The organism is Microbacterium sp. AK009, assembly GCF_013410955.1.
GTDB lineage: Bacteria > Actinomycetota > Actinomycetes > Actinomycetales > Microbacteriaceae > Microbacterium.
In genome coordinates, this window is sequence record NZ_JACCCG010000003.1 from 247,176 (window position 1) to 264,216 (window position 17,041).

General features: G+C 70.4%; 18 protein-coding genes. 13 read left to right on the top strand and 5 right to left on the bottom strand.

Features of this window, described 5'->3' with window-relative positions; translation table 11 throughout:
* Nucleotides 1–453: 453 nt before the first annotated feature.
* The gene (locus tag HDC37_RS07790; protein WP_179559846.1) at nt 454–963 is read right to left on the bottom strand and encodes an SRPBCC domain-containing protein; all 510 of its coding nucleotides are present in this window, start codon (nt 961–963) and stop codon (nt 454–456) included.
* Nucleotides 960–1,694 carry an aminoglycoside 3'-phosphotransferase gene (locus HDC37_RS07795; protein ID WP_179559847.1) on the bottom strand — a complete coding sequence of 245 codons (735 nt, stop codon included), beginning with the start codon at nt 1,692–1,694 and terminating at the stop codon, nt 960–962. The genes HDC37_RS07790 and HDC37_RS07795 overlap by 4 nt, the downstream gene beginning before the upstream one ends.
* Nucleotides 1,695–1,873: 179 nt before the next feature.
* Here HDC37_RS07795 and HDC37_RS07800 point away from each other — a divergent pair, with 179 nt between their 5' ends.
* The 4 genes from HDC37_RS07800 to HDC37_RS07815 all read left to right on the top strand — a co-directional run bounded on the left by HDC37_RS07800 (nt 1,874) and on the right by HDC37_RS07815 (nt 5,441).
* Complete coding sequence (locus HDC37_RS07800) at nt 1,874–2,908, top strand: TerC family protein (RefSeq protein ID WP_179559848.1); 1,035 nt, start codon at nt 1,874–1,876, stop codon at nt 2,906–2,908.
* 111 nt (nt 2,909–3,019) lie between these two features.
* Nucleotides 3,020–3,781 (top strand): SDR family NAD(P)-dependent oxidoreductase, encoded by a 762-nt coding sequence (locus HDC37_RS07805; RefSeq protein WP_179559849.1) that lies wholly within the window; start codon nt 3,020–3,022, stop codon nt 3,779–3,781.
* A complete protein-coding gene (locus tag HDC37_RS07810) occupies nt 3,778–4,614 on the top strand; it encodes an enoyl-CoA hydratase/isomerase family protein (protein ID WP_179559850.1) in 837 nt (278 codons plus the stop codon). The genes HDC37_RS07805 and HDC37_RS07810 overlap by 4 nt, the downstream gene beginning before the upstream one ends.
* On the top strand, nt 4,611–5,441 hold the full coding sequence (locus HDC37_RS07815; protein WP_179559851.1) for an NAD(P)-dependent oxidoreductase: 831 nt from the start codon (nt 4,611–4,613) through the stop codon (nt 5,439–5,441). Before HDC37_RS07810 ends, HDC37_RS07815 begins: the two co-directional genes overlap by 4 nt.
* Nucleotides 5,442–5,445: 4 nt before the next feature.
* Here HDC37_RS07815 and HDC37_RS07820 read toward each other — a convergent pair whose 3' ends face one another.
* Nucleotides 5,446–5,913 carry a GNAT family N-acetyltransferase gene (locus HDC37_RS07820; protein ID WP_179559852.1) on the bottom strand — a complete coding sequence of 156 codons (468 nt, stop codon included), beginning with the start codon at nt 5,911–5,913 and terminating at the stop codon, nt 5,446–5,448.
* Nucleotides 5,914–5,985: 72 nt separating this feature from the next.
* Here HDC37_RS07820 and rlmN point away from each other — a divergent pair, with 72 nt between their 5' ends.
* The 9 genes from rlmN to HDC37_RS07865 all read left to right on the top strand — a co-directional run bounded on the left by rlmN (nt 5,986) and on the right by HDC37_RS07865 (nt 15,431).
* On the top strand, nt 5,986–7,215 hold the full coding sequence (rlmN, locus tag HDC37_RS07825) for a 23S rRNA (adenine(2503)-C(2))-methyltransferase RlmN (RefSeq protein WP_179559853.1): 1,230 nt from the start codon (nt 5,986–5,988) through the stop codon (nt 7,213–7,215).
* A gap of 79 nt (nt 7,216–7,294) precedes the next feature.
* A complete protein-coding gene (locus HDC37_RS07830; RefSeq protein ID WP_179559854.1) occupies nt 7,295–8,185 on the top strand; it encodes an ABC transporter ATP-binding protein in 891 nt (296 codons plus the stop codon).
* The gene (locus tag HDC37_RS07835) at nt 8,182–9,024 is read left to right on the top strand and encodes an ABC transporter permease (protein WP_179559855.1); all 843 of its coding nucleotides are present in this window, start codon (nt 8,182–8,184) and stop codon (nt 9,022–9,024) included. The genes HDC37_RS07830 and HDC37_RS07835 overlap by 4 nt, the downstream gene beginning before the upstream one ends.
* Nucleotides 9,025–10,212, top strand: coding sequence for a sensor histidine kinase (locus HDC37_RS07840; protein ID WP_179559856.1), 1,188 nt, complete (start codon nt 9,025–9,027; stop codon nt 10,210–10,212).
* On the top strand, nt 10,209–10,868 hold the full coding sequence (locus tag HDC37_RS07845; protein WP_179559857.1) for a response regulator transcription factor: 660 nt from the start codon (nt 10,209–10,211) through the stop codon (nt 10,866–10,868). The genes HDC37_RS07840 and HDC37_RS07845 overlap by 4 nt, the downstream gene beginning before the upstream one ends.
* A 31-nt stretch (nt 10,869–10,899) precedes the next feature.
* Nucleotides 10,900–12,897, top strand: coding sequence for an AarF/ABC1/UbiB kinase family protein (locus HDC37_RS07850; RefSeq protein WP_179559858.1), 1,998 nt, complete (start codon nt 10,900–10,902; stop codon nt 12,895–12,897).
* A 106-nt stretch (nt 12,898–13,003) separates the two neighbouring features.
* A complete protein-coding gene (locus HDC37_RS07855; protein ID WP_179559859.1) occupies nt 13,004–13,933 on the top strand; it encodes an aldo/keto reductase family oxidoreductase in 930 nt (309 codons plus the stop codon).
* A gap of 23 nt (nt 13,934–13,956) precedes the next feature.
* Nucleotides 13,957–14,970 (top strand): aldo/keto reductase family protein, encoded by a 1,014-nt coding sequence (locus tag HDC37_RS07860; RefSeq protein WP_179559860.1) that lies wholly within the window; start codon nt 13,957–13,959, stop codon nt 14,968–14,970.
* The gene (locus HDC37_RS07865; protein ID WP_179559861.1) at nt 14,970–15,431 is read left to right on the top strand and encodes an NUDIX domain-containing protein; all 462 of its coding nucleotides are present in this window, start codon (nt 14,970–14,972) and stop codon (nt 15,429–15,431) included. The genes HDC37_RS07860 and HDC37_RS07865 overlap by 1 nt, the downstream gene beginning before the upstream one ends.
* Nucleotides 15,432–15,464: 33 nt before the next feature.
* On the opposite strand, the gene HDC37_RS07870 is transcribed toward HDC37_RS07865, so the two are convergent.
* Together HDC37_RS07870 and HDC37_RS07875 are read right to left on the bottom strand one after the other, a co-directional pair.
* Nucleotides 15,465–16,451: a hypothetical protein gene (locus HDC37_RS07870; RefSeq protein ID WP_179559862.1), complete on the bottom strand. Its 987-nt coding sequence runs from the start codon at nt 16,449–16,451 to the stop codon at nt 15,465–15,467.
* Nucleotides 16,452–16,489: 38 nt separating this feature from the next.
* A complete protein-coding gene (locus tag HDC37_RS07875) occupies nt 16,490–17,011 on the bottom strand; it encodes a ribonuclease H (RefSeq protein WP_308472133.1) in 522 nt (173 codons plus the stop codon).
* Nucleotides 17,012–17,041: the final 30 nt, after the last annotated feature.

Genomic DNA, 17,041 nt, shown 5'->3' on the forward strand with positions numbered 1-17,041 from the left:
CAGGGCGCGACTTCGCTCGTCCCCGCCGCCACGTCCACGCCGTTCTCGACCCACACCGCCGACGGGTCGATGTGGCGCAGATTGCGGGGTTGAGCGGCGCAAGGCGACCATGTGCGCCACTTTCTCTGGGCGGCGCGGATCAAGGTGTCGCGGATGGTCGGGTTGCGCGGCGTGAGGCGGCCGATTGCGCCACTTCTGCGCCACGCAGGGGTGCAGCGACGCAGCGCCGCTGATCGATGTGGCGCAGATTGCGGGGTTGAGGCGCCGAAGGCGACCATCTGCGCCACCTTCTTTGGGATGGCGCGCATCGATGTGGCGCAGATTGTGGGGTTGAGCGGCGCAACGTGACAAACTGCGCCACTTTGCGCCGCACGTCCGCCGCACCGCCGCACCCGCATGCGTTGCCCCGCAGCCCGCCCCCACCGACCGCGCGACCACGCCCGCGCGCGGCGCTCAGCCCTCGTCGAGGGCCAGGTACTGCGCGCGGAGCGCGGGGTAGTAGGCGCTCCACTCGATCTCCGCGACGTCGCGTCCCCCACGCACCGCGACGAGCCGGTCGAGGTAGTACTCCCAGCCGGGACCGATCGAGCCGACATCCTCGCCGCCGTCGAGCCGCTGGCCGAACGACAGCACGGTCTCGCCCTCGTCCTCCTTGAGCTCGAACCACAGGTGCCACGTCCCCTCACCCACGGCCGTGTCGGCGACGAGGCGCCGCGGCCTGTCGCACTCGCGGATCGTGAACGTCTCGGCCGGTGCGTTCTCGCCCTCCGCGGTCATGCGGAACACCACTCGCCCGTCGGCGGGGTCACCCTCCCACGTGCCGATCCACCGCTCGAGCCGGTCGGGGTCGGTCAGATCGCGCCAGACCTTCTTCGCCGACGCGGAGAATGTCCGCCGCAGCACCAGGTGGCGCTCATCATCGATGGTCTCGACCGTTCCGGTCGCCCGCGGGCCCTCTGTCATGTCGCGTTCCACAGCTCTCGGTAGTACGTCATCCGCTCCGCGTCCGGGGCCACCCCGTACGCGGCCAGCAGAGTCTCGGTCCATCCTGGCCCATAGTTCCACTCGAGACTCAACGCCGCGACCGCGATGTCGGCCCAGCGGTCGGCGACGCCGAGCGCGCCGAGGTCCACGTGCCCCGAGACGCCACCGCCGTCGGTGAGCACCGTGTTGGGACTGCACGCGTCGCCATGGCAGACCACCAGGTCGACTTCTGCGGGCGGCTCGCGCAGATGATCCGGCACACGGATGCCGCGCCGCTCCGCCCCCGCGAGACGATCGGCGACCCGCCATGAGAACGGGCAGTCGGCCACGGGCAGCAGGTCGTGGAGCGATCGGAGGCCTACTCCGATCGCCGTCACCGCGGTCTCGGGTGCCGCGCTCCACCGTGGCGCGACGGCGCTCTCGCCAGGGAGGGCCTCGGTGACGAGCCACTCCTCGTCGTCGTTTCCGCCGTGGGTGATCACTCTCGGCACCGGCGCGAAGGCGGCCGCCCACGCCAGACGCTCCGCCTCGCCCTCGACGGTGGTCTCGGCGTTCCGCGGACCCCACTTCACATACCGGATGCCGCCGGCCCCCGTCGCCCGGAAGGTCAGCCCCCCGAGGTCGTTCCGCCAGACGGGCACGAGGTCATCAGCCCCGGCGAGCCGGCGAACCCGCGCGGGCACCGCCACCCCGTTCACCGGAATCGACACGCGAGCCACCCTAGCCCGTGGGGCTTTGGTACCCTGGTAGCCGCAACAAGGGGAGTACTCCCGTTTGCGGCGTGCCCGTCAATACGAACCCGATGCAGCGTTCCGGGCCGCCGACCCACTCTGGGCGGAGGAGACCTTGGGCGGTACGACGCCCTGCCCTCACTCTTGGAGCCTTCTTCGTGGACATCACCCCCACCGTCTGGATCATCACGATCGCGGTCACCATCGCGTTCTTCATCTACGAGTTCTTCGCCCACGTGCGCAAGCCTCACGAGCCGAGCATCGGCGAATCTGCCCGCTGGTCGGCGTTCTACATCGGCCTCGCACTCATCTTCGGTGTCGTCATCGGCATCGTCTGGGGCTGGGACTTCGGTGGCGAGTACTACGCCGGCTACCTCACCGAGAAGGCGCTGTCGATCGACAACCTCTTCGTCTTCCTGATCGTCATGACCGGGTTCGCGGTGCCCAAGATCTACCAGCAGAAGGTGCTGATGATCGGCATCGTGATCGCTCTGATCATGCGCGGCGCGTTCATCGCCGTGGGTGCGGCCCTCATCGAGAACTTCTCGTGGATCTTCTACATCTTCGGTGCGCTGCTGCTGTTCCTCGCCTACCGCCAGGCGTTCTCGCACGGTGACTCCGACCCCGCCAACGGCAAGTTCATGACGTTCGTGCGCCGCCACCTCCCGGTGAGCGACGAGTACAACGGCGACAAGCTCACCGTGAAGAAGGACGGCCGCCGCTTCGTCACCCCGATGCTGCTGGTCATCGTCGCGATCGGCTTCGTCGACCTCATCTTCGCCGTCGACTCCATCCCCGCGATCTACGGCCTGACCGAGGAGGCGTACATCGTCTTCGTCGCGAACGCGTTCGCCCTGATGGGTCTGCGTCAGCTGTACTTCCTCATCGGCGGTCTGCTCGAGCGCCTGGTGTACCTCGCGCAGGGTCTCGCGGTCATCCTTGCCTTCATCGGCGTGAAACTCGTCTTCCACGCTCTGCACGTCAACGAGCTGCCCTTCATCAACGGCGGCGAGCCGCTGCTGTGGGTTCCCGAGATCCCCATCTGGCTCTCCCTGCTGTTCATCGCCGGCACGATCACGGTGGCGACGATCGCGAGCCTCATCAAAACGCGCAACGACCGCGAGGCGAAGGACCGCGAGCAGATCGAGGGCGAGCCGGTCATCGCCGCGAAGGACGAGTCGCGCGGCTCGTGACGTCTCCGCAGACCCGTTAGCCTGGTGTCAGCGGTACGGCGGTGACACTCAGTCCCACGGGGGCTGACACGCCGTATCGCTGACAGGCTGGACGGTTCGAAGGAGAACGGCATGGAGATCTCGGGCGCAGCAGCCCTCGTGACCGGAGGGGCGAGCGGCCTCGGCCTCGCCACCGCCGAACGCCTCGCTCGTGCGGGAGCAGTCGTGACCATCATCGACCTGCCCTCCTCGGCCGGCGCCGAGGTCGCGGCCGGTATCGGCGGGGCCTTCGCCCCCGCCGATGTCACCGACCCCGAGCAGGTCGCCGCCGCGGTCGCGACGGCCGCAAGCACCGGACCCCTGCGCATCGTCGTCAACTGCGCCGGCATCGCTCCCCCCGCCAAGGTGCTCGACCGTGACGGCCGGCCCACTCCGCTGGCCGACTTCGAACGCCTCATCCGGGTGAATCTCATCGGCACCTACAACGTCGTCGCGCAGTCCGCCGCCGCGATCGCGCGCACTGAGCCGACCCCCTCCGGCGACAGGGGGGTCATCGTCAACACCGCCAGCGTCGCGGCCTTCGACGGGCAGATCGGCCAGCCCGCGTACTCGGCGAGCAAGGGCGGCGTCCACGCCATGACCCTCCCCATCGCCCGCGAGCTCGCCCGCCACGCCATCCGGGTGCTCACGATCGCCCCCGGCATCATGGAGACGCCGATGCTGAAGGGCCTGCCGCAGGCGGCGCAGGATTCGCTCGGCGTGCAGGTGCCCTACCCCGCGCGGCTCGGCCGCCCCGACGAGTACGCCGCGCTCGTGCAGCAGATCGTCGAGAACGGCTACCTCAACGGCGAGACGATCCGCCTCGACGGCGCGATCCGGATGGCCCCGCGATGACCGCCCCGCAGGACAGCCCCGCCCCGCAGGACAGCACCGCCGCGGACAGCATCCTCCTCGCCGTCGCAGACGACGGTCTCGCCCGCATCACCTTCAACCGCCCCGCGCGGCTGAACGCGATGGACTTCGACATGGCCGGGCGCTGGCGCGAGGTCGCCCACCGCGTGGCGGAGGACCCCGCGATCACCGCGGTGATCATGGATGCCGCGGGCCCGGCCTTCTGCGCGGGCGGCGACGTCGTGGCGATGTCGACCACCGGGGCCACCGGCGCCGACGTCACCGCCACCGCGCACGTCATCCACGACGGCATCCGCACCCTCGCCCTCTCGGACACCCCCATCGTCGCCGCAGTGCAGGGTGCGGTCGCCGGCGGCGGCCTCGGGCTCATGCTCACCGCCGACTACATCGTCGCCGCCGACCGCGCGGTCTTCGTCAGCCGCTACGCCAACATCGGCCTCACCCCCGACCTGGGCGTGACGACCCTGCTGCCTGCGGCGATCGGCCAGCGGCGCGCGCTGCAGCTGCTGCTGCAGGATCGCACCCTCACCGCCGAGGAGGCACTCGATTGGGGCCTCATCGCCGAGATCGTCCCGGCCCCCGACCTCGCGGCCCGTGCGGAAGCGATTGCACGCACCTGGCTCGACGGCGCCACCGCGGCGTTCGGGCAGGCGACGCGCCTCGTCCGCCAGGGGGCAGAGCGCACCTTCGCGGCCAACCTCGACGACGAGGCCGCCGCGATCGGCGCCCGGTTCGCCACCGAGGAAGCCCGCACCCGCGTCGCGGCGTTCGCCGCGGCATCCCGCACCCGTCCCCGTACGGAGGAGAACCGATGAGCCTCGCCGGAAAGACCATTCTGATCTCGGGCGGAAGCCGCGGCATCGGCCTCGCCATCGCGCTGCGCGCCGCGCGCGACGGGGCGAACATCGCCCTGCTCGCCAAGACCGACACCCCGCATCCGAAGCTCGAGGGCACGGTGCACACCGCTGCAGCCGCGATCGAAGAGGCCGGAGGACGGGCCCTCGCGATCGTCGGTGATGTGCGCAACGACGACGACATCACCGAGGCGGTGCTGAAGACGCAGGGCGAGTTCGACGGCATCGACATCGTCGTCAACAACGCCAGCGTCATCGACCTCTCGCCCTCGCTCGACCTCGCGGCCAAGAAGTACGACCTGATGCAGGACGTCAACGTCCGCGGCACGTTCATGCTCTCCCGGGCAGCCGCGCCGATCCTGCGCGAGGCGGCGAACCCGCACATCCTCTCGCTGTCGCCCCCGCTGAACATCACCCCGCGCTGGCTGGGCGCCCACACCGGGTACACCCTGGCGAAATACGGCATGACCATGGCGACCCTCGGCTTCGCCGCGGAGTTCGCCGAGGCGGGGATCGCCGCGAACACCCTCTGGCCGCGCACGACCATCGCCACGGCTGCGGTTCAGTTCGCCCTCGGGGGAGAGCGGATGATGCGGGCCAGCCGTACCCCCGAGATCTACGCCGACGCGGCGTACAAGGTGCTGACGAAGCCATCCCGCGAGTACACGGGACAGACGCTCATCGTCGAGGACGTGCTCGAGGCCGCCGGGGTGACCGACTTCTCGCACTACGCGGCAGTGCCGGGAACCCCCGACAGCGAGCTCTTCCCCGACATCTTCCTCGACTGAGACATCAGGCGAGGGGCTTGCGCAGGAACACCTGCTCGCTGCCGTCGCCCGGCACCCGCTGGGTCTCGCGGTAGCCGGCGCGCTCGTAGAGGCGGAGGTTCGCCTCGCTCAGCGATCCGGTGAACAGCTCGGCCTCGGTGGCGCCGGCGCCGCGGCCCCGCTCCTCCAGCGCCTCGAGCAGACGTGAGCCGACCCCCTCACCCTGCACGTCGGGCGCGATCGAGATGCGTCCGATCAGCAGCAGCGACCCGTCGAGACGCGCCCGCGCGGCGCCGACCATGCGGGGGCCGAGGAGCGCGACGCAGCCAAGATTCTCGGCCAGCTCGTGCTCGACCTCTTCGAGTGTCTGGGTGAACGGCGGCATCTCGACGCTGCCGTAGATGATCGCCTCCGACACGAACGCCGCGCGCTGCAGGGTCAGCACCTCGCCGGCGTCGGAGGGACGGATGTCGCGGATCTGCAGCTCGCTCACGCTCTCACCGTACGCGGCTCGGGCGTGCGCGAAAGCAGGTGGCGCCCAGGAGGCCCCCGGTACCCTGGGACGGTGACCGAGAATCCTCCTGCCCGCGGCACCGCCGGGCCCGTCCGCCAGGTGCGACCGCGTACCGAGGGGTGGAAGCAGCAGAAGGATGCCGCCGGCCGCCCCCTCCTGCAGTTCGCCAGCCCCAAGCGGGGGAAGCCGCCGGTGCACCTGGCCGACCTCACCGCCGAGGAACGCGCGGCGAAGGTGACCGAGCTCGGGCTTCCCGCCTTTCGTGCGAAGCAGCTCGAGACCCACTACTTCCGCCACTACACCAGCGACCCCGGCGAGATGACCGACCTCCCGGCATCCGTCCGTGACGACCTCGTGGCCGGTCTCCTCCCGCCCCTCCTCACCGAGGTGCGGCGGCTGCAGACCGACCGCGGCGACACGATCAAGTTCCTGTGGAAGCTGCACGACGGCGCGCTCGTCGAGTCGGTGCTCATGCGCTACCCGGGTCGGATCACGCTGTGCGTGTCGAGCCAGGCCGGATGCGGCATGAACTGCCCGTTCTGCGCCACCGGGCAGGCCGGGCTCACCCGCAACATGTCGGCGGCCGAGATCATCGACCAGATCGTCCGGGCCAACCGGCTGATCCGCGAGGGCGGGCTCGGCAAGGCCGAGCACCCCGACGAGCGGGTCACCAACATCGTCTTCATGGGCATGGGGGAGCCGCTGGCGAACTACGCCCGGGTGATGCAGGCGGTGCGGGTGATGATCGACCCGCAGCGCGGGCTCGGCATGAGCGCGCGCGGCATCACGGTGTCGACGGTCGGCCTCGTGCCGGCGATCCGGAAGCTGTCCGCCGAGGAGATCCCTGTCACCTTCGCCCTGTCGCTGCACGCCCCCGACGATCACCTCCGCGACGAGCTGATCCCCGTCAACTCGAAGTGGAAGGTCGATGAAGCCCTCGACGCCGCCCGCGAGTACTTCGACAAGACCGGGCGCCGCGTCTCGATCGAGTACGCCCTGATCAAGGACATGAACGACCACGCGTGGCGTGCCGACCTCCTGGCGGAGAAGCTCAACGCCCGCGGGCGCGGCTGGGTGCACGTGAACCCCATTCCGCTGAACCCCACGCCGGGGTCGGTGTGGACGGCGTCGGAACGGAGCGTGCAGAACGAGTTCGTGCGGCGGCTGAACGCCGCGGGCATCCCGACCACTCTCCGGGACACGCGCGGCAAGGAGATCGACGGTGCGTGCGGGCAGCTGGTGGCGACCGAAGCGGATGTCGCGGCGGCCGCGTCGAACTGAGCGTCATCCACCGAACGGTGGATGACGAACCCACCGTCAGGTTGTCCTGGTAGGGCCCCCAATGCGGCATGGTCGGAGTATGACCAGTGTTGTCGAGGTCGAAGACCTCACCAAGACTTATCGCGGCGGCTTCCAGGCGCTGAAAGGCGTGAGCTTCGACATCCGCCGCGGCGAGACCTTCGCCCTTCTCGGGCCCAACGGCGCGGGCAAGAGCACGACCATCGAGATCCTCGAGGGCTACCGCGACCGCTCCAGCGGCGAGGTGCGAGTGCTGGACGTCGACCCCCGGCAGGGTGATCTGCGCTGGCGGTCGCGGCTCGGGATCGTGCTGCAGAGCACCGGCGAAGCGCCGTCGGCGAGTGTGAAGGAGCTCCTTTCGCACTTCGCCTCGTTCTACCCCCGGGCGCGCCGTGTCGACGACGTCATCGAGGCGGTCGGGCTGTCGGAGAAGGCCAAGACACCGGTGCGCAAGCTCTCCGGAGGTCAGCGCCGCCGCGTGGACGTCGCCCTCGGGATCATCGGCTCACCAGAACTCCTCTTCCTCGATGAGCCGACCACGGGTTTCGACCCGGAGGCCCGACGGGTCTTCTGGGAGTTGATCCGCGGGCTCCAGCGCGAGGGGACCACGATCCTGCTGACCACGCACTACCTCGACGAGGCCGCCGAGCTCTCCGAGCGCGCGGCGATCGTCGTCGGCGGGAAGCTCGCCTCGCTCGGCCCGGTCGGGGAGCTCGGCGGCGCCGAGGCCCGCATCCCCATCGTCCGGTGGCGCGAGAGCGGACAGCTGCGTGAGCAGCGCACCGACCAGCCGGGGCGTGTGGTCGCCGACCTGTGCGCCGCGCTCGGCGGCGAGCCCGAGGCCCTCGAGATCGTCCGGCCGAGCCTCGAAGACGTCTACCTGTCCTTCGTGGAGGGCGAGGATGCAGCATCCGATCCCGACACCGAGATCGTCACGGAGGTGACCCGATGACCACCACCCGCGCGTCGCACAAGGTCTCGTTCGGCCCCGCTCGGACGGTTCGCCTCGGCCTCCGCCGCATCGTCTTCGAGGTGCGCGCCTATTTCCGCCAGGGCGATTCGGTGTTCTTCACCTTCCTCTTCCCGGTGCTGTTCCTGTTCATCTTCGCGGTGGCCTTCAGCAGCAGCACCTTCGGGCCGCCCTCCGACGAGGTCACTGCTGCGGGGTACTACCTGCCGGCGATGCTCGCGGCGGGTCTGCTGCTGTCGGGCACCCAGCTGCTGGCGATCGACATCGCGATGGAACGCAGCGACGGCACCCTGAAACGCCTCGGCGGCATGCCGCTCTCGCCGGTGTCCTACTTCATCGGCAAGCTCGGGCAGGTGCTCGTCACCGGTGTGTTCCAGGCCGCACTGCTCCTCGTGATCGCGGCGGTGTTCTTCGGCGTCGCCCTCCCGACCGATCCCGAGCGATGGCTGACGTTCACCTGGGTGTTCCTCCTCGGCGCCATCACCTGCGGGGTCCTCGGCATCGCCCTGAGCGCCCTGCCGCGCAGCGGTCGGAGCGCGACGGCCGTCGTCATCCCCATCGTGCTCGTGCTGCAGTTCATCTCCGGGGTGTTCATCCCGTTCGACACGCTGCCCGAGTGGCTGCAGAACTTCGCCGCGATCTTCCCGTTGAAGTGGATCGCCCAGGGGATGCGCTCGGTCTTCCTCCCCGAGGTCTTCGCCGACGTCGAGCCGGGGGGGTCGTGGCAGCACCAGGAGACCCTCATCGCGCTCCTCATCTGGCTCGTGGTGGGACTCATCCTCGCCCGGCTCACATTCCGGTGGATCCGCAAAGATGCCTGAATGAGCGCACCGGAGCGAACCGATGGGGCGGTCGGCGCGTGGGGCTGGGGGGTCTCTCTCGCCGCCGCCCTCGTCGCGTGCGCGGTCGCGGCCTGGGTGGCCGTCGCGCCCGGTGGCCAGTGGGGACTCTTCGTCGCGACGATCGCGATCGGCGCCGGATACCTGCTGCTCTTCCAGCTCGTGCTGCGCCGGATCCCGGCCGACACCCCGGGCGTGTGGATCGTCGCGGTGGTCACGATCCTCGTCGCCGGCGGGATGACAGCCCTCGTCCCGAGCAACGCGGCCCTGCAGTTCTGGGCCTTCCCGGCGCTCTGGGCGCTGCAGTCGCGGCTCGTGCCGACGCTGGCGCTGACCGCTGCCCTCACCGTGGCGGTGTTCCTGGGCTTCGCCGTCAGCACCGGCGACCAGCCCGGATGGCAGGTCACCGCCCTTCTCACCCAGGGGATCTCCTACGCCTTCAACATCGTCATGGGGCTGTGGCTGCGGCAGGTGTACCTCGTCTCCGAGGCCCGCGAACGCCTGCTGGCCGAACTCACCGCCGCGCAGGACCAGCTCGCCACCCTCCACCGCGAGGCCGGCACCGCGGCCGAGCGGGAGCGCATCTCCCGCGAGCTGCACGACACCATCGCCCAGTCCCTCGCGGGAGTGGTGCTGCTCGTCCAGCGCGCCAGACGCGAATTCGCCGCAGGAACCCTGACGGACGACACCCTGCAGATCACCGAGGATGCCGCCCGCGCGGCCCTCACCGAGACCCGCACCCTCGTCGCGGGGAGCGCCCCCGTCGAGCTTCATTCCGGCGGGCTCGCGTCGGCGCTCGGCACTCTCGCCGACCGCTTCCGCCGTGAGACCGGGCTCGAGGTCGCGGTCGAGGCCGATTCCGGTGTCGACGACGTGCTCGACCGGGAGCGCGACGTGGTGCTGCTGCGCTGCGCGCAGGAGGCGCTGGCCAACGTCCGCAAGCATTCCGACGCCCGGCGCGTGCGCATCGCGCTCCGGCGGGATGACGCGGGCGCGGTGCTCGAGGTCGGCAACGACGGTCGCGGATTCGATCCCCTCTCGGCTCCCGCCGGTTACGGGCTGCCGGGTCTCCGCGACCGCCTCGCCCTCGTCGGTGGCGCGCTCGAGGTCGACGGCACCGACGGGGCGGTGCGGTTGCGCGCGCATGTGCCACGGGGAGGAGACGCATGATCCGCATCCTGGTGGTCGATGACCACCCGATCGTCCGATCGGGGATCGTCGCCCTGATCGACGCCGCCGTCGACCTCGAGGTCGTCGGCACCGCCGACACCGGGGAGCGCGCCGTCGACCTCGCCGCCGCACTCGCGCCGGACATCGTGCTGATGGATCTCCGCCTGCCCGGCATCGACGGAGACGAGGCCACCGCCCGCATCGTCGAGGCGCTTCCCGCCACGCGCGTCGTCGTGCTGACCACCTACGAGAACGACGACGCGATCCTCCGTGCCATCGGCGCGGGCGCGAGCGGGTACCTGCTGAAGGCCGCGCCGGAGGCGGAGCTGCTCGCCGGCATCCGTGCGGTGGCGGGGGGCGAGGTCGCGCTCGCTCCGAGCGTTGCGCGGGTGCTCGTCGCACGCGCGACCCGCTCCGAGCGCCGGGACCCCGACCCGGTCGCCCTCTCCCCGCGCGAACGGGAGGTGCTGCGCCTCGTCGCCGAAGGGCTCAGCAACCGCCAGATCGGCGAGCGACTGCATCTCGGCGAATCGACCGTCAAAACCCATCTGCTGCATGTCTTCGGCAAGCTCGAGGTGAGTGATCGGACCCACGCGGTGATGCGGGCGATGGAGCTCGGGCTGCTCGGTCCGCCTGACACCGTCCGTCCCGCCTGACACGGTCCGACCGGCCTGACACAATCGACCTATGCCGGCCTGGGTGATCGTAGGGCTTCTCGCGATCGTGTTCGCGCTCATTGCGACGTGGGTGGCGCGGCGCCTCCTCGATCGGAGGATCGGCGAGATCCGGGCGCTCATCCTCTCCGTGCTCGTCTTCCTCGTCAGCGCGCCGGTGGGGCTGTGGATGCTGCAACGCTCCGGTGTTCTCGACGACGACTTCGTCTTCGCCGTCGAGGGGTTCATCGCCCTGGCGTTCCTCGCCCTGACGCTCGGCTGGATGCTCGCGATCGTCGTCGCCGTCATCATGGCGGTGGAATTCCTGTGGCCTTCCCGCGGCTTCCGCAACCCCGTCACGGCGTTCCGCCAGGCTCTGCGGCGCCGCGACCGTGCTCGCCGTTACGCGCAGATCGTCGCCATCGGATCGCGGCATGGGCTGGGGCTCTACCAGCGCCATCGTCGCGGTGACGGTGACGATCTGCCGTCAGCCCTCGTCGCTGCGCTCAACCAGGCGGGGGTCACCTTCGTCAAGCTCGGGCAGACCCTGTCCACGCGCGAGGACGTCCTCCCGCCCGAGTTCGTCCGCGCCCTGTCCACCCTGCAGATGGATTCGACCGCCATCCCGTGGGCCGAGGCGGAGGCTGCGATCGCCGCCGAACTCGGGCGGCCGCTGAACGAGGTGTTCGCGACGGTCGAGGAGCACCCTCTCGCCGCGGCATCCGTCGCCCAGGTGCATGCGGCGACGCTGCTGTCGGGGGAGGAGGTCGTGGTGAAGATCCAGCGGCCACGCGCCCGAGCGCAGGTGACGACGGATCTCGACATCCTCGAGCGTCTGGCCGCCGACGCCGAGCGCCGCATGGAGTGGGCGCGCGACTACGGACTGCGTGCGCTGGTGATCGAATTCGCGCGGGCGCTGCGTGAGGAGCTCGACTACCGCGTCGAGGCGGCGAACACCGAGCTGCTGCGCGGCGCCATCGCCCGGTCGACCGACTCGCAGGTGTCGGTCCCGAAGGTGTACGCCGAATACACCACCACCCGGATGCTCGTTCTCGAGCGGGTGACCGGAACGCCGTTCAGCCGCCTCAACCCCGGCGATCTCCCGCCCGAGCGCGCGGTGGCCATCGCCGACGGCGTCGTGGACGCCGTGTTCGAGCAGATCGCCGTCCGGGGCGTCTTCCACGCCGACCTGCACCCCGGGAACCTGGTCCTGCGTGATGACGACAGCGTCGCGCTCGTCGATTTCGGCGCCATCGGCGTGCTCGAACGCAGCATGCGCCACCTCCTCGTGCCCTTCCTCATCGCGATCCTCAACGAAGACGACATCGCCGCCACCGATGTCGTCCTCCTGCTGTGTGCGCCGGCCCGGGGCTCATCGGCTGATCGCGCCGCGCTGCAGCACGACATCGGGGTGGTGCTGACCCGCATCCACAACGACACCAACGATCAGAACGTGTTCCGGGCGCTGATCGACGTCCTGCGGGCGCACCGGCTGGCCATGCCGCCGTCGCTGCTGCTGGTCTTTCGCACCCTGGCCTCTCTCGAGGGCTCCATGCGACGGCTGCAGGCCGACTACGACATGGTCGGCCATGCGCTCAGCCGCGCCCCCCACACGGCGCGGCTGATGAACACCCCCCGGGATCTGCTCCTGTCGGCACAGTCCAACGGTGCGCTGCTGGTGGAGCAGCTTCGACGTCTGCCCCGTCGTATGGAGAACCTCGGCCGGTCTCTCGAGGACGGCACCTTCGTCGTGCAGCTGCGCCGTTTCTCCAACCCGACCGAGCGCAGCTGGCTCGACGGTCTGCTCGGTCAGGTCACCGTGACGATCGTCGGTATCGCGCTGCTTCTCATGGGCATTCTGCTGGCCGTCGCCGACGGCGGGCCGGAGCTCACGGCTCAGGTGGCGGTGTCCCCCTTCCTCGGCAGCGTCGTCGCCCTCGGTGGCTTCCTGCTGCTGCTGCGAAGCCTCCGGCGGGCCCTCCGCCTCCGTGGCGACGTGCTCGACGGTGACGCCTCGGACGGCGAAGCCTGACGCCTCGCCGGGCCGTTGTCCAGCCGGTACGGGTGATTCGCCCACCGCCTAGTGTGGGGACGCATGCCCTGACGCCGAGAAGACTGACGCCGAGAAGAGGACCGCCATGAAGAAGATCCCCCTGGGCGCGAAGGATGCCCCCAACGTCGTCCTCGGCGTCATGCGCATCGCCGACAAGACCGACGACGAGGTCCGTGCGCTCGTCGGAGCCGCCCGCGACGTCGGAATCGACTTCTTCGACCACGCCGATGTCTACGGCAACGAGCTGCACGGCTGCGAATCGCGCTTCGCCGACGCCCTCCAGCTCTCGGCCTCCGAGCGCGAGCAGATCACCCTGCAGACCAAGGCGGGCATCGTGCGGGAGGGGCCGTACTTCGACTTCTCGTACGACCACCTCGTCAGCTCCGTCGAGGGGTCGTTGACGGCGTTGAAGACCGACTACATCGACATCCTGCTCCTGCACCGGCCCGACGCGCTCGTCGAGCCCGAGGAGGTCGCGCGCGCGTTCGATCACCTCGAAAGCTCCGGCAAGGTCCGCGCTTTCGGTGTCTCCAACCAGACGCCCGCGCAGATCGAGCTGCTGAAGACCGCCGTCAGCCAGCCGCTCGTGGCCAACCAGCTCCAGCTGTCCGTCACCCACGCCCCCATCGTGGCGCAGGGCGTCGCGGCGAACATGGCGGGCACCGACCAGTCGGTCGTGCTCGACGGCGGCGGGATCATCGACTACTGCCGCCTGCACGGCATCACCGTGCAGGCCTGGTCGCCCTTCCAGGCCGGCTTCTTCACCGGAACCTTTCTCGGCTCCCCCGACTACCCCGAGCTCAACGCCGTCATCGACCGTCTCGCGAAGGCCTACGACGTACCCGCCATCGCCATCGCGACGGCGTGGATCACGCGGCATCCGGCGAACATGCAGGTAGTGCTCGGCACCACCACCATCGAGCGCGTGCAGGGCGCCGCGCTCGGTTCCGACATCCCCCTCACGCGGGCGGAGTGGTACGAGATGTTCCGTGCCGCCGGATACCGCGTGCCCTGAACCGCACCAGAAGGAGGACCCACGTGGTCGCATATCGCTATCTCGGAAACAGCGGACTGAAGGTCTCGGAGATCACCTACGGCAACTGGGTGACCCACGCCTCGCAGGTCGAGGACGACGCGGCTGTGAAGACGGTGCACGCCGCCCTCGACGCCGGCATCACCACCTTCGACACCGCTGACACGTACGCCAACACCGCCGCGGAGGTGGTGCTCGGCAAGGCGCTGGAGGGTCAGCGGCGGGAGTCGCTGGAGATCTTCACCAAGGTCTACTTCCCCACCGGGCCCGGCGGACCCAACGACACCGGGCTCAGCCGCAAGCACATCATGGAGTCGATCAACGGGTCGCTGAAGCGCCTGGGCACCGAGTACGTCGACCTGTACCAGGCGCACCGCTTCGATCACGAGACGCCGCTGGAGGAGACCTTTCAGGCGTTCGCCGACGTCGTGCGGCAGGGCAAGGCCCTGTACATCGGCGTCTCGGAATGGACCGCCGAGCAGCTGCGCGAGGGCCACGCCCTGGCGAAGAGCCTCGGCATCCAGCTCATCTCGAACCAGCCGCAGTACTCGATGCTGTGGCGCGTGATCGAGGGCAAGGTCGTTCCGGCCTCGGAGGAGCTCGGCATCTCGCAGATCGTGTGGTCGCCGATGGCCCAGGGCGTGCTGAGCGGGAAGTACCTGCCCGGCCAGCCCGTGCCCGAGGGGTCGCGCGCGACGGATGAGAAGAGCGGAGCGCAGTTCATCAAGGGGTTCCTGCGCGATGAGGTGCTCGAGGCCGTGCAGCGGCTGAAGCCGATCGCCGAGCAGGCAGGGCTGACGATGCCGCAGCTCGCGATCGCGTGGGTGCTGCAGAATCCCAACGTCGCCGCAGCCCTCGTGGGCGCGTCTCGCCCTGAGCAGCTCGCCGACACCGTCAAGGCCTCGGGTGTGACGCTCGACGCCGACACGATGTCGGCGATCGACACCGCCCTCGGCGGCGCGGTGTTCACCGACCCCGAGCACACCTACGGGGTGTCGCCGAAGAAGCGCCTCACCTGATGCAGAGCGCCGGCATCCTCCTCTTCCGGCTCGGTCCGCACCCCGAGGTGCTGATCGCCCATATGGGCGGGCCGTTCTGGGCGAAGAAGGATGCCGGCGCCTGGTCCATTCCCAAGGGCGAGTTCGGTGACGACGAACGTCCGCTGGATGCCGCGCGGCGGGAGTTCCACGAGGAGCTCGGCGTCGCCGCACCCGATGTCGACTACGCCGAGGTCGGCACCTTTCCGTACTCCTCGGGGAAGCGGGTGACGGTGTTCGTCGGGGACGGCGCGGGGTTCGACCCACCGACGTCAGGCTTCGGCGAGTTCGAGATGGAGTGGCCGCCGCGGTCAGGGAAGCGGGCGACGTTCCCCGAGGTCGACCGGGCCGAGTGGGTCGGGTTCGACGTGGCGCGCGAGCGCCTGGTGAAGGGGCAGCGCCCCGCCATCGACGCTCTGGAAGCGCGGCTCGCCGAGGTGTGACGCGCCCGCGCCGCCGCGGGAGGCGACGACGGGCTACTGGGTGCCGGGTGCCGGGACGGCCGTGCGGGCGGGTTCGGGTTCGGAAGCCGACGCAGGGTCCACGCCTGGACGCGCGACGACCTGCCCGTCGGGCTCGAGCGTGTAGCCGACGTAGGCGACGTCGCCGGGCGACGCGGCATCGAACTGGGGTGCAGGGAAGACGAGGGTCTTGGGCAGCGGAGCGAAACCCCAGATCTCCGGGTCCAGACACACCGTCACCGCCGACGGGTCGCTCTCGACGATCATGCAGAACCGGTCGTCCTCGGTCGGCCCCGCCCCGACGAGGCGGCCGTAGAGCGTGCCGTAGGGCCGGAACCGGTCGTACACCACCCGGGATGCGACGCCCTCCGCGCCCGGCAGGGTGAGAACCTCGTCCCGCTTGCCGTCGAAGTACAGCTCGTAGGGGTTCCGATGAGGCGCGTCGTCGTCGCGCGCGAGGCGCTTCGCGGCGGCGTCGGCGGCGTCTTGCCGCACGGCCGCGAGGTCATCCCCCTCCGGCGGCGGCCCCATGGTCGACGCGGCGAGAGCGGTACCGGCGACCACCAGAGCGGCGCCGCCGGCGACGAGCAGGAGGGTCGTCCGCCGGGTGGCGCGACGGGGGAGAGCGGATGCTGGTGCCGCGGCGTCGGCGCCGGACTCGGCCCCGACCGGGTCGTCGCCTGCGCCGCCGGTCGCGCCTGCGCTGCTGGTCGTGCCTGCGCTGCCGGTCGTGCCTGCGCCGCCGGTCGTGCCTGCGCTGCCGGTCGTGATCGTGCCACCGGTCTCCCCGGCCCCGACGGTCGTGTCGGCGACTCGGCTGTCGGTGCCCCCGTCATCACCCCGCTGTGGCGCCGGCCGCGCCGCGGCGGCCTCCAACGTGCGCAACCGGGCGAGCGCCGCCGGGTCGCTGTGGATGTCGGCGTCGGGTCCGTACGCCCGTCGCTGGAGCGCGCGCAGCTCGGCGCGCTCCTCAGAGCGCAGGCGGTGGGGCTCCTCTGCCACGATTCCAGGCTAGAACCGCAGCGCCGCGTCGGGGCCGGTCAGCGTCCGTTCTTCGGCGCCGCCGCGACATCCAGCTTGGGGTGCGACCCCAGGGACGACCAGGCGCTCTCCTTCCCCTCGGCGGCGTGCTCGGCGGCGCGCACCGCGCGCTCGTCGGCCCAGGCATTGAGCACGTGGCCGGAGTGGCCGCGGACGTGCTGCAGCACGACGTCGGGAAGGCCCGCTGCACGTCGCGCGTCGCGTGCGGCGATCAGCTGCTCGAGGAGGTCGCGGTTCTTCGTCGGCGATCCGGTCGAGGTCTTCCAGCCGCGGCGGCGGTGCCCGTCCATCCACTTCGTGTACGTGTCGATGGCGTACATCGAGTCGGCCTGCACGATGAGGTCGACGACCTCGCGGTGATCCTCGATCGCGCGCAGCAGCCCGGTCAGCTCGCCGATGTTGTTGGTGCCGAGCGCGATCGACCCGGCGGCCCAGTGGCCGTCCTCGCCGACCCACGCCCAGCCGGTCGGGCCGGGGTTGCCCTTGCAGGCGCCGTCGGTGGCAACGGTGTAGCTGGTCACCCCGATACGCTACCCGGGCTCGCGGGAACG

What these genes read in the sequence shown, in the direction of transcription:
- HDC37_RS07790 (WP_179559846.1), bottom strand. Translation starts at nt 963, where the DNA reads ATGACAGAGGGCCCGCGGGCGACCGGAACGGTCGAGACCATCGATGAT.
- HDC37_RS07805 (WP_179559849.1), top strand. Translation starts at nt 3,020, where the DNA reads ATGGAGATCTCGGGCGCAGCAGCCCTCGTGACCGGAGGGGCGAGCGGC.
- HDC37_RS07810 (WP_179559850.1), top strand. Translation starts at nt 3,778, where the DNA reads ATGACCGCCCCGCAGGACAGCCCCGCCCCGCAGGACAGCACCGCCGCG.
- HDC37_RS07815 (WP_179559851.1), top strand. Translation starts at nt 4,611, where the DNA reads ATGAGCCTCGCCGGAAAGACCATTCTGATCTCGGGCGGAAGCCGCGGC.
- HDC37_RS07830 (WP_179559854.1), top strand. Translation starts at nt 7,295, where the DNA reads ATGACCAGTGTTGTCGAGGTCGAAGACCTCACCAAGACTTATCGCGGC.
- HDC37_RS07835 (WP_179559855.1), top strand. Translation starts at nt 8,182, where the DNA reads ATGACCACCACCCGCGCGTCGCACAAGGTCTCGTTCGGCCCCGCTCGG.
- HDC37_RS07840 (WP_179559856.1), top strand. Translation starts at nt 9,025, where the DNA reads ATGAGCGCACCGGAGCGAACCGATGGGGCGGTCGGCGCGTGGGGCTGG.
- HDC37_RS07845 (WP_179559857.1), top strand. Translation starts at nt 10,209, where the DNA reads ATGATCCGCATCCTGGTGGTCGATGACCACCCGATCGTCCGATCGGGG.
- HDC37_RS07850 (WP_179559858.1), top strand. Translation starts at nt 10,900, where the DNA reads ATGCCGGCCTGGGTGATCGTAGGGCTTCTCGCGATCGTGTTCGCGCTC.
- HDC37_RS07855 (WP_179559859.1), top strand. Translation starts at nt 13,004, where the DNA reads ATGAAGAAGATCCCCCTGGGCGCGAAGGATGCCCCCAACGTCGTCCTC.
- HDC37_RS07865 (WP_179559861.1), top strand. Translation starts at nt 14,970, where the DNA reads ATGCAGAGCGCCGGCATCCTCCTCTTCCGGCTCGGTCCGCACCCCGAG.